This window comes from Roseomonas sp. KE2513 (genome assembly GCF_016107305.1).
Classification (GTDB): Bacteria; Pseudomonadota; Alphaproteobacteria; order Acetobacterales; family Acetobacteraceae; genus Roseomonas.
Genome location: NZ_RCVR01000044.1, coordinates 25376 through 35736, shown reverse-complemented (window position 1 = coordinate 35736; position 10361 = coordinate 25376). Strand labels below are relative to the sequence as shown.

General features: G+C 71.3%; 11 protein-coding genes. 3 read left to right on the top strand and 8 right to left on the bottom strand.

Annotated elements, in window-relative coordinates:
• Positions 1 to 14: 14 nt before the first annotated feature.
• Both D9599_RS25980 and xseA read right to left on the bottom strand, forming a co-directional pair.
• Positions 15 to 860 carry a M23 family metallopeptidase gene (locus tag D9599_RS25980; protein WP_198384206.1) on the bottom strand — a complete coding sequence of 282 codons (846 nt, stop codon included), beginning with the start codon at positions 858 to 860 and terminating at the stop codon, positions 15 to 17.
• 25 nt (positions 861 to 885) lie between these two features.
• Positions 886 to 2463: an exodeoxyribonuclease VII large subunit gene (gene xseA / locus D9599_RS25975; protein ID WP_198384205.1), complete on the bottom strand. Its 1578-nt coding sequence runs from the start codon at positions 2461 to 2463 to the stop codon at positions 886 to 888.
• 108 nt (positions 2464 to 2571) lie between these two features.
• Here xseA and D9599_RS25970 point away from each other — a divergent pair, with 108 nt between their 5' ends.
• Entirely contained in the window at positions 2572 to 3741 is a 1170-nt protein-coding gene (locus D9599_RS25970) for a sensor histidine kinase (RefSeq protein ID WP_198384204.1), read from the top strand.
• Positions 3742 to 4023: 282 nt separating this feature from the next.
• Here the strand turns inward: D9599_RS25970 and D9599_RS25965 are convergent, their stop codons facing one another.
• From D9599_RS25965 to D9599_RS25955, 3 genes are all read right to left on the bottom strand, one after another.
• Positions 4024 to 4368: a Rieske 2Fe-2S domain-containing protein gene (locus tag D9599_RS25965; RefSeq protein WP_198384203.1), complete on the bottom strand. Its 345-nt coding sequence runs from the start codon at positions 4366 to 4368 to the stop codon at positions 4024 to 4026.
• Complete coding sequence (locus tag D9599_RS25960) at positions 4365 to 4775, bottom strand: EVE domain-containing protein (protein WP_198384202.1); 411 nt, start codon at positions 4773 to 4775, stop codon at positions 4365 to 4367. The genes D9599_RS25965 and D9599_RS25960 overlap by 4 nt, the downstream gene beginning before the upstream one ends.
• A gap of 145 nt (positions 4776 to 4920) precedes the next feature.
• Complete coding sequence (locus D9599_RS25955; RefSeq protein WP_198384201.1) at positions 4921 to 5517, bottom strand: HdeD family acid-resistance protein; 597 nt, start codon at positions 5515 to 5517, stop codon at positions 4921 to 4923.
• A gap of 121 nt (positions 5518 to 5638) precedes the next feature.
• On the opposite strand from D9599_RS25955, the gene D9599_RS25950 reads away from it, so the two are divergent.
• Positions 5639 to 6604 (top strand): acetamidase/formamidase family protein, encoded by a 966-nt coding sequence (locus tag D9599_RS25950; RefSeq protein ID WP_198384200.1) that lies wholly within the window; start codon positions 5639 to 5641, stop codon positions 6602 to 6604.
• Positions 6605 to 6770: 166 nt separating this feature from the next.
• A complete protein-coding gene (locus D9599_RS25945) occupies positions 6771 to 7256 on the top strand; it encodes a GcrA family cell cycle regulator (RefSeq protein WP_198384199.1) in 486 nt (161 codons plus the stop codon).
• 369 nt (positions 7257 to 7625) lie between these two features.
• Here D9599_RS25945 and phnE (D9599_RS25940) read toward each other — a convergent pair whose 3' ends face one another.
• Genes phnE (D9599_RS25940) through phnD form a run of 3 tightly spaced genes read right to left on the bottom strand, consistent with a single transcriptional unit; the run spans position 7626 to position 10359 of the window.
• Positions 7626 to 8492, bottom strand: a complete 867-nt coding sequence (gene phnE / locus D9599_RS25940) for a phosphonate ABC transporter, permease protein PhnE (protein ID WP_198384198.1) — start codon at positions 8490 to 8492, stop codon at positions 7626 to 7628.
• A complete protein-coding gene (phnE, locus tag D9599_RS25935) occupies positions 8489 to 9376 on the bottom strand; it encodes a phosphonate ABC transporter, permease protein PhnE (RefSeq protein ID WP_198384207.1) in 888 nt (295 codons plus the stop codon). Before phnE (D9599_RS25935) ends, phnE (D9599_RS25940) begins: the two co-directional genes overlap by 4 nt.
• Positions 9373 to 10359 (bottom strand): phosphate/phosphite/phosphonate ABC transporter substrate-binding protein, encoded by a 987-nt coding sequence (gene phnD, locus D9599_RS25930; RefSeq protein WP_198384197.1) that lies wholly within the window; start codon positions 10357 to 10359, stop codon positions 9373 to 9375. Before phnD ends, phnE (D9599_RS25935) begins: the two co-directional genes overlap by 4 nt.
• Positions 10360 to 10361 lie beyond the last annotated feature (2 nt).

The following is a 10361-nucleotide window of genomic DNA, read 5'->3' as shown; positions in this document are numbered from 1 at the left end:
ACGACCCATCAGTCTCAGCGCCCCGGCTCCGGCAGAACCGGCCGAGGGTCGAGCGAGGTCGAGAGCCAGAACAGCCCGAGGTGCAGGTGGGGCCCGGTCACGCGGCCCGTGGCGCCCGAGGCTCCGATCACCTGCCCGCGCGAGACCTGGTCGCCCTGCCCCAGGTTGAAGCGCGACATATGGGCGTAGAGGGTCGTGACTCCGTGCCCGTGCTCGATCAGCAGGGTGTTGCCGGTGAAGTAGAGGTCCTCGGCCAGCGTCACTCGCCCGCCCGCGGCAGCCACCAGTGGCGTGCCCACGGGCACCGCGATGTCGAGGCCGAGATGTGGCGCGCGGGGTTGGCCATTCAGGATGCGCTGGCTGCCGTAGACGCCGCTGATCCGCCCATGGGCAGGCCAGTCGAAGCCCTCCGCGAAGTAAGGGGTGGCGGTGTCGGTGCGCCGGGCGGCGTTCAGCCGTTCCTGCTCGGCCCGGATGCGGGTCATGTCCTGATTGTCAGGCGTCACCATCCGGCTCGGCAGGTTGTTCAGGTGCTGGATGTCCCACTGGCGGGGCACGACGGCGAGGCGCCGCTCCTCCCGCGCGCCGCTGGGCGTCGTCACCGTGAGGGTGGCCTCCGGCCCGGCGTCGCGTCCCAGCCCGAAGGCGAAGATCCCCGCCGGCGAGACGCGGAGCGCCCGGCCCTCGAAGGCGACGCGGCTGCCGGGATCAGCGCGGCCGGTGACGAGCGCGCCCTGCGTGATGCGTTCCGGCAGCACGAGGGCCGCCGCCGCGGGGCGGGCGAGGAGCAGGGCGGGCAGGGCCAGCGCCGCGCGGCGCGGCAGGCGGGCCGCGGGGTGGTGGTTCACTCGATGGGGCATCAGGGCTTCCGGCAGAAAATGGCGTTCAGAGCAGCGTTTCCTGGGTTCCGCCGCCCCGCTCGCGCCGCTTCGCGCGGTCGTCGGTCACGCCGAGGCTGCCATCGGCGAATTGCAGGCTGAGTCGCTGGCCCGGTGCCACCTGGGCCGCCGCCGTAACGGGCTGGCCGGCGGTGTCGCGCACGAGGGCGAAGCCCCGCTCCAGCAGCGCCTGATAGGAGGCGCCCTCAAGCCGCGCCGAGAGGCCGCGCAGCGCCGACCGGCACTGGCGAAGATGGGCCGTGACGAAGGGCGTCGGGTCGGGGATGCGGGCCAGGGTCGCGCTGCGCTCGGCCAGGCGGCGCTGCGCCGCGGCGTCCAGCCGTTCGGCAGCGCGGGTTTCGGCAGCGCGCGCCTCGCGCAGCCGGGCGCGCAGCAAGGGGGCGAGGTCCGGCATCCGGGCCAGCGCGCGGGATTGCCGCCCCACCGCCGCACGGCTCGCGCCGCCGATCCGCAGTTCCAGCAGCGAGAGCGCCGCGCGCCGGGACGCGATCGCCTCCTGCGGGCGGGGCAGGCGGGCGGCCGTACCCTCCAGCAGTCGCCGCTTGGCGCCGATCAGCGCGCGCGGGGCGAGCTGGAGGCGGTGCGCGCGGTCCTCCAGCCGGTTGCGGCCAGCGGCGATCAGGGCGGGCAGGTCGGGCAGCCCCTTGGCGGCCCGGTCCAGCCGGATGCGCCCGCGGTCGAGCACCGAATGCGCGGCGCGCGCGAGGCGCGTGCCCCGCTGGTCGAGGGCGGCGGCTAATTCCTCGCGCGAGGGCACGGCCAGCTCCGCGGCGGCGGTGGGCGTGGGCGCCCGCCGGTCGCTCGCGAAGTCGATCAGCGTCGTGTCTGTCTCGTGCCCAACGGCGGAGATGAGCGGGATGGGCGAGGCTGCCGCGGCCCGCACCACCACCTCCTCGTTGAAAGCCATTAGGTCCTCAAGGCTGCCGCCGCCCCGCGCCACGATGATCACGTCCGGCCGGGGGATGCGCCCGAGCGGCGAGAGGGCGCCCATGGTGGCGATCGCCGATGCCACCTGTTCGGCCGCCCCCTGCCCCTGCACCGCCACCGGGATCAGCAGCACGCGGCGTGGGAAGCGGCGGGCGAGGGTGGTGCGGATATCGTGCAGCACCGCGCCCTTCTCGCTCGTGATCACGCCAATCACCTCGGGCAGGAAGGGCAGCGGGCGCTTGCGGTCCTCGTCGAACAGCCCCTCCGCGCCGAGGCGCAGCCGCAGCCGCTCGATCCGCGCCAGCAGCGCGCCCTCGCCGGCATATTCCAGCCGCTCGATCTGCAGCGCGTAGTCCGAGCGCTTGTCGGAGGCGGTGATCTTGCCGGTCGCGATCACCTCCACCCCGTTCTCCGGCCGCACCGCGAGCTTCGAGAGGGCGCCGCGCCAGATGATCGCGCGGATGGTGCCCGTCTCGTCCTTCATCGAGAGGTAGGAGTGGCCGGAGGGATAGGTCTTGAACTCGGTGATCTCTCCTCGTACGCGGATGCGCCCGAAAGCGGTCTCCAGCGTGCGCTTTACGGCCCCCGAGATCTCGGAGACGCTGTATTCGGGAATATTGCCGTGCGTGCCATCCATCGGAGGGATTATGGCGCTGGACAGCCCGAGGCGCCACGCGCCCTTTGACTGAAACCATCCCCGGCCCCTGTCCTTCCGCTTTCCGAACCGCCGGAGCCGCCTTCCCCTATGCCAGCCGATACGACGGTCACCGCCGAAGAACAGCTCGCGCGGCTGCGCCGCTACGGCGAGATCCTGAGCGACTTCGGGCGCATGACGTCCGAGGTTATCGAAGTGGATCGCCTCGTCCAGCTCGCCTGCCTCCAGGCGGCGCGCGGCATCGGCATCCGCCACACGAAGGTGCTGCGCTACCGGCCTGAGGCGGGCGACCTGCTGGTGGTGGCCGGCGTCGGCTGGGGACCGGGCGTGATCGGCCACGCGAGCCTCGGCACCGACCTTGCCTCCCCGCCCGGCCAGGCGCTGCAGACCCGTCTGCCCAACATTGTCGAGGACCTGCCGAACGATCCCGAATACCGCTACTCCGGCGTTCTGCGGAACCATAACATCGTCTCCCTCCTGAACGTGCCGGTGGCGGTGGACGGCTACGTCTGGGGCGTGCTGGAGGTGGACAGCCAGGAACCCCGTCAGTTCGGCGGGGACGACGTGCGCTTCCTATCGGCCATGGGGCACATCCTCGGCCTCGCGCTCCGCGGCCGGATCGGGGAGCAGGCGGCGGTGGGCGCCGTGGCCGATGCCGCCCGCGCCCTGGCGCAGGAACGGATGCTGCGCGGCGAGCTGCAGCACCGCAGCAAGAACGACCTCCAGCTCGTGCTCTCGCTGCTGGTGACGCAGCGGCGGCGGATCTCGGACCCCGAGGCGCGCCGCATCGTCGGCGACGTGCTGGACCGGGTGGCGGCCATCGGCGTCGCCCACGACCAGCTGAGCCCCGATAGCGGCACAGGGCTGATCGACCTCGCGGACTACCTCCAGGCCCTCTGCGGCAACCTTTCCCAGCGGCGACAAGGGGTGACGGTGGAAGCCTCGCTGGAAAGCGCGGCCATGTCCCACACCCGCGCCGTGCCGCTCGGCCTCGTGGTGAACGAACTGGTGACCAACGCGCTGAAACACGCCTTCCCCCAAGGCCGGCAGGGCGCCATCCGCGTGGAGTTTCAGGCGATGCCGCCCGGTGAAGGACGCCTCTGCGTGCGCGACGACGGCATCGGCATGGGCCCGCCCCGGCCCGGCAGCTCAGGCACGGAACTCGTGCGGCGACTGGTGCAACAGGTGGGCGGACGCATCGAGCAAATGCCGCAAGCCCAGGGCACCGGCTTCTGCGTGACCTTCCCGCTGGTGCTTTGAGGGTTTTTCCTTATCGGCCGTCGCGAGTGACTCCGGGGAGAGGGAGAAGGAATTCTTCCTCTCCCCGGACCCCTCACCATCATCATCTTCTTCCAGTTTGGGATGCCTTGCGGCCGGTGCGCCTCGGGTCGCTGCCCCGAGGCGACTGCACGCGCAGAAAGGGCACGAAGAAGAACTGGCCCCGATCACCGAATCGGCGAAGCCAGATGGGGGTCCAGGGGCCTCAGGCCCTTGGCGGGTGAGGTTCGGAGAGGGCGGAGCCCTCTCCGGGAAGCCGCGCGTTCAGACCCCCGCATCCGCCGGCACGAGGATCACGCCCCTTTCCAGCCGCACCGGCACGGCTTCCAGCCGGTCACCGGTGCAGGGCCCGCTGGTGCAGAAGCCGTCCTCCACCCGGAAGCGGGCGCCATGGGTAGAGCAGACGAGATATCGGCCCGTTCCGTCGAGGAAGCGGTTCGGCAAGGGTTCGAGCGGGATGCCGAGATGCGGGCAGGCGTTCACATAGACCCGCACGGTCTCCCCCTGCCTGAGAACGACGAGGCTCGTGAAGCCCCCCGGCACGGGCGGGAAGCCGCGGGCGGTGCCGTCCGGGATTTCTTCCAAGCGGCAGAGGGCACGTTCGCTCAAAGGCCCGCCATCTCCGAGAGGATGGCCCAGTGCTCCGGCGAGACGGGCACGACCGAGAGGCGGGACTGGCGGATGAGGGCGAGGTCCTGCAGCCGCGGCTCCGCCTTCATCGCGGCGAGGGTGACGGGACGCGGCACGGGGCGGAGGGCGCGCATGTCCACGCAGGCCCAGCGGCCGGTCTCCTCGGTCGGGTCGGGATAGGCCTCGCGCGCGACCTCGACGATGCCGACGATCTCGCGGCCCTCGTTGGAGTGATAGAAGAAGGCGAGGTCGCCGAGGCGCATGGCGCGCAGGTTCTTGGCGGCCTGGGCGTTGCGCACGCCCGTCCAGGGCTCCACGCCGACGGCCATCTGCTGTTCCCAGGAGAAGGCGTCGGGTTCGCTCTTCACCAGCCAGTGGGCGGTCACCGCTGATGGCCCCCCGTGCCGGGCGGGGCGAGCGGCGGACAGGGCGGGACGAGAGGCATGGCGCGGCTCCGGCGGCGCGGGCGAATCGCCGCCCGGCGGGGGCGCATCGAAGCGCCGCCGGCGTCCAGGGTGCAATGAGAGGTGCTCAGCCGGGCGTTGGGTCGTTGTGCACGCGCCGCAGGCGGAAGCCGAGGCTGATCAGCAGCACCCCGCCGGCGACGGCCTGGATGGCCACGAGCCAGATGAGCGCGAGCAGCCCCGGGCCGGGCGCGGCGGCCAGCCAGAAGCCGATGACGACGCTGATCACGCCCCAGAGGGCCAACAGCCAGCTTCCGCTGCGCCAGGCGAGGACGAGACGGAACACCCCGGCCGCGATCGACCAGCCGGCAACGAGCAGCACGAGCACGATGGCCGAGGCGATCGGCATCATCAGCAGCACCGCGGCGGCGATGAGCGAGACGATGCCCTCCACCACCAGCCATCCCGTGCCCGGCCGCCGGACGCCGAGCATGGCGGGCCGGCCGGTAAAGGCCTGCGAGAGGGTGAAGGCGCCGTCGAGCGCAAGCCAGGCGGCGAGGGTGCCGAGGATAACCGCGAGCCCGAGGCCGGGCACGAGGACGGCGAAGAGGCCGAAGAGGACCGCGACGACCCCGCGCAGCACCAGCAGCCACCAGCCGCCGGCCAGTGCGCGGATCATGCGGAAGCGGCCTTCGGCGGCGAGAAGGGTGGTGGTGGAGGACATGGTCGGGAACTCCGAGCGTGCGCGACCGTGGAGCGGCGTGCGACGCCGAAGGTTGCGCCCGGCGCGCACCCTCGCCAAGGACGCGCGGGCGGGGGAGACTGCGGCGAATCAGGAGATTCCGATGGCCGAGCCGCTCTTCGTTCCCGCGACCCCCGAGACCACGCGCATCGGACTCTTCGATGCCGCCTTCCCGCCGGTCGCGAGCATCGCCTCGGGCGAGCGTGTGACGCTGGAATGCGTCTCAGGCCTGGGCGATGCCGTTCCCGAGGAGGGGCGCGGCATGACAATCCCCGCGGGGCTGCGCGCGATCGGTGAGGCGAACACGGCAGGCGTCACGGGCCATATCATCACCGGCCCGGTCGAGGTGCGCGGCGCGGAGCCGGGCGATGCGCTGCGCGTTGAGATCGAGCGGATCGAGCTCGGCGCCGACTGGGGCTTCTGCGGCTTCCGCCCGCTCGCCGGCACGCTGCCCGAGGATTTTCCTTATCGGCGGATGCTGCACATCCCCGTCGATCAGGCGGCGAAGACCTGCGCGTTGCCGATGGGCGGCGGCATCAGCCTGCCGCTCGCGCCCTTCTTCGGCGTGATGGGCGTGGCGCCGCCAGCCGAATGGGGCCGTCTCTCCACGAAGGAGCCGCGCGCGCACGGCGGCAACCTCGACAACAAGGAGTTGGTGGAGGGCACGACGCTCTGGCTGCCCGTGCATGTCGAAGGCGCGCGCTTCTCGGCGGGCGACGGGCACGGCGTGCAGGGCGACGGCGAGGTCTGCATCAACGCGCTCGAGACCTGCCTGACCGGCACCTTCGGCCTGCATGTCGAGAAGGGCGGCGGCGCGCGCGATCCGATCCTGCGCTTTCCGCGCGCGGAAACGCCGACGCATTTCATCAGCATGGGGATGCACGAGGATTTGGACATCGCGATGAAGGGCGCGCTGCGGGAGATGATCGCCTTCATCGCCGCGCGCACGAACCTCTCGGCCGCGGATGCCTACCAGTTCTGCTCGCTCGCGGTTGATTTCCGGGTGACTCAAACCGTGAACGGGGAGAAGGGTGTGCACGGCATGTTGAGGAAGGGATTGCTCCTCTGACGGCACGTGAAGCGGGGGCATCAAACGGCTGATCCGATTCACGTCGCGAATCCTGTCCACAGGTTCGCCCACAATTCCATGCACAAGATTCCGTGCGCCGCATCTTGTAGGCGGGCAACTGCATGACCTACCGTATCTTGTATCGGCGTTGACGAGGATGGACGCGATGGACTGGTCAGCGGAAGCGATCGAGCAATTGCGTGCGCTCTGGGCGGAGGGACACTCCACCGCCGAGATCGGACGGCGCATGGGCATCTCGAAGAACGCCGTGGTGGGCAAGGCGCATCGCCTGCACCTGCCCGCGCGGCCGAGCCCGATCCACCGCGAGCAGGCGCCCGCCGTCGCCACCGCCTCCACCGCCAGCGAGGCCCCGCGCCCCGTCGCGTCGCCCTCCCCTGCACCGGCGCCGCGCCCCGTCGCCCCCGTGCGCGTGGCGCCGCCGCCCGCCGCTGCGCCGCGCGTCGCGCCGGCCGCTGTCGTGCGCCCCTTCCAGCGCAGCAGCGCGCGCAGCTGCTGCTGGCCGATCGGTGAGCCCGGCACGCCCGAGTTCCGCTTCTGCACGAGCGAGGCGTTGTCGACGAAGCCCTACTGCCTCGAGCACGCCTCCATCGCTTACGTGAAGGCGCGCGACCGGCGCGAGGACGCGGCCTGAGACACGAAGCTCGCGCGAGATACGGGGCCGGGGAGCAATCCTCCGGCCTTTTCATGCGTGGGTGATGCTGGCTTCTGATCGCCGTCACTGGTGGCCGTAGGGGGAGGAAGAAGGAATTCTTCCTCCCCCAAACCACTTACAATCATCTTCTTTTCTAGTTTGAAAGGCTTGGCGGTCGGTACGCCTCGGGTCATCGACCCGAGGAGACTGCACGCGCAGGATGGGCACGCTCAAGAAAGCCAGCCCCTGATCAACGCATCCGCGAAGCCAGATGGGGATCCAAGGGCCTCAGGCCCCTGGCGGGTGAGGTGCCGGAGAGGGCAGAGCCCTCTCTGGCGTCACCAGCGCAAAACCAGGGACAGCGCCTGACTATGCGCGCGCCCTCTCCCCGATCAGCCGCCGCCGGAGCTTGCCGCCGAGCCAGTCGATGACCGCGACGGTGACGACCATCAGGAGGATGATGAAGGCCACCTCGTCCCAGTGGCGGACCTTGATGCGCTCGGCGATCTGCAGCCCGATCCCGCCCGCGCCCACCACGCCAAGGATGGAGGCGGAGCGCGTGTTGCTCTCGAAGAAATAGAGCGCCTGGGCGAGCATCACAGGCAGCACCTGCGGCAGGATGCCGAAGCGGATGGCGAGGGAGCGCGAGGCGCCCGCGGCGGTCACGCCCTCGGCTTGGCGGCGATCCGCGTTCTCGATGGCTTCCGCGTAGAGCTTCGAGAGCGTGGCGAGATCGGAGACAAACAGGGCGAGGACGCCGGCGAGCGGCCCGAGCCCTACCGCGCGCACGAAGGCCAGCGCCCAGATGAGCTGGTCCACGCCGCGCATGCCATCGAAGACCCGGCGAAGCGAGAAGCGCAGCAAGGTGGTGGTAACGATGTTCCGCGCGCCGAGGAAGCCGAGCGGCACGGCGAAGGTGGCGGCCAGCACCGTGCCGAGGAAGGCCATCGCGACGCTCTCCGCGAGGCCCTTGAGGATGTCGCCCCATAACTCCCCGGGCGAGGGCGGTATCATCAGGCGGATGATGGTGAAAAGGCCGGACAGCCCGTTCCACAGCCGCGCGGGCGTGATGTCGAAGAGCCAGAAGGCCCAGGCCAGCCAGGCGAGGAAGACGGCACCGCCCGCGAGGCGCGCTGCGCGCTGCCGCGGCGAGGGGCCGAAGGCGCCGGGCAGCGCCGCCCTCCAACGCGCGACGCTCGCCTCGCTCATGCTGCGCGGGACATTCGCCTCGCTCATGCCCGCGCCTCTCCGCGCAACCGGCGGCGGAGGGCATCCGACAGAAGATCGATCATCGCCACCACCAGGACGATCAGCACGATGATCGCCGAGATCTCCTCGTAGTAGTTCTGGCTGATCACGAGATACAGCTCCTGCCCGATCCCGCCCGCGCCCACGAAGCCGATGACGCTCGCGCCGCGCACGTTGATCTCGAAGCGCAGCAGCAGGTAGGAGACCATGTTCGGCGCCACCTGCGGCAGCATGGCGAAGCGGCAGGCCTGGGCCCAGGTACCGCCCGCCGCGCGCACGCCCTCCCACGGCCCCATCTCCGCGTTCTCGATCGCCTCGGCGAAGAGCTTGCCGAGCGCGCCGGTCGTGTGGGCCGCGATGGCGAGGATGCCGGCCAGCGGCCCGACGCCGAAGGCCCAGACGAGAATCAGCGCGTAGACGATCTCCGGCACCGTCCGCATCGCCTCCAACCCGCGCCGCGAGAGCTGGTAGGCGAGGCCGGAGGGCGCGACGTTCCGCGCCGCCGGGAAAGCCAGCAGCAGCGCGACAGCGCCGCCCGCCAGCGTCGCCAGCGCCGCCATGTTCGCGGTCTCCAGCAGCAGCAGCGCCCATTTGTCGAGGCGGTAGAACCAGAAGGCGACGCTGCCCTCCGTCTCCCAGCCACCGAAGAGCGTCGCCCAGCGCAGGTCCGGCAGCAGGCGCGCGAAGTAGTCCCCCGCGCGCGGCAGGCCGGCGGCGAGGGAGGAGGGATAGAACTCGCTCACCTCCGCCGCCGCCAGCAGGGCGATGAGGAAAAGCGCGCCGCCGAGCAGCAGCCGCGCACGCTTCGCCCGCCGCGCCGCCTGGAAGGCCGCCTCGCCGCGAAGGGCGGCGGGGGAGAAGGTGGCGCTCAGTTGCGTCTCCGGCGCTCCGCCGCCTCCTCGCGCCGCATATCGATCAGCAGCTGGAATTGGTCATGCGTCACCTCTCGGTAACCGGTGCCGCCCCCGCGCTCGATCGCGCGGTAGATGTCCGGGTGCGCGGAGGGCAGCGCGAGGTGGAACAGCCGCATGTCCTCCTTGAAGGCGGCGGGCAGCGCCTTTCGCACGGTGAGCGGCCCGTAGATCACCGGCTCCGTCCTCCAGATGATCCTGAGATCGGGCATGTTCAGCATGCCCTTCTCGACCATCGCGTGCAGGTTCCCGCGCGAGAAGCCGGCGGCCGCATCGCCCTGGCCGGAGGCCCAGGTGAAGGCGGCGTCGTACTGCCGCTGCAGCACCGCGATCACCGCCTGCTCGTGCCCGCCCGCGAAGCCCGTGCGGGAGAAATAGGTGCCGGGATCGATCCCCGAGCGGCGTAGCGCGAAACGCGGGATGAGATAGCCCGAGGCCGAGTTCGGGTCTGGCCAGGCAAGCGACTTCCCGCGCATGCCCGCGAGGTCGTTGATGCCGGAATCCGCCCGCGTCACCATCACGCCGATATAGCTGGCCGAGCCGTCCTCCTGCTCGGCCACCAGCAGCGGCTCCACACCGCCGTTCGTGTCCAACCAGGCGGCGGCGTAGACGGCGGGACCGATGGAGGCGAGGTCGATCTGCCCCGCGCCCAGCGCCTGCACCACGCCCGCGAAATCGGCGGCCAGCAGCAGGCGCGCGGGCACGCCGAAGGTCTCCTCCATCAGGCGGCGATAGCCCTCGTAGCGGCCGAGGCGGTCGCCCTCGTTCTCGCCGCCGAGGATGCCGATGCGGATCTGCGGCACCTGCGTCGCCCAGGCGCGTCGGCCCGGCGTGGGAAAGGCGAGGCCAGGGTCGGTGCTGCGGCGCTGCGCGAGGGCCGGCCCGGCGGCGAGCGCCCCAGGCAGGACCAGAGGGAGGGCGAGGAACTGGCGGCGGCGGGGCATGC

Excerpts from the sequence above, each read along its gene's own strand:
- D9599_RS25980 (WP_198384206.1), bottom strand. The coding sequence starts at position 860 with ATGCCCCATCGAGTGAACCACCACCCCGCGGCCCGCCTGCCGCGCCGC.
- xseA (WP_198384205.1), bottom strand. The coding sequence starts at position 2,463 with ATGGATGGCACGCACGGCAATATTCCCGAATACAGCGTCTCCGAGATC.
- D9599_RS25970 (WP_198384204.1), top strand. The coding sequence starts at position 2,572 with ATGCCAGCCGATACGACGGTCACCGCCGAAGAACAGCTCGCGCGGCTG.
- D9599_RS25955 (WP_198384201.1), bottom strand. The coding sequence starts at position 5,517 with ATGTCCTCCACCACCACCCTTCTCGCCGCCGAAGGCCGCTTCCGCATG.
- D9599_RS25950 (WP_198384200.1), top strand. The coding sequence starts at position 5,639 with ATGGCCGAGCCGCTCTTCGTTCCCGCGACCCCCGAGACCACGCGCATC.
- D9599_RS25945 (WP_198384199.1), top strand. The coding sequence starts at position 6,771 with ATGGACTGGTCAGCGGAAGCGATCGAGCAATTGCGTGCGCTCTGGGCG.
- phnE (WP_198384198.1), bottom strand. The coding sequence starts at position 8,492 with ATGAGCGAGGCGAATGTCCCGCGCAGCATGAGCGAGGCGAGCGTCGCG.
- phnD (WP_198384197.1), bottom strand. The coding sequence starts at position 10,359 with ATGCCCCGCCGCCGCCAGTTCCTCGCCCTCCCTCTGGTCCTGCCTGGG.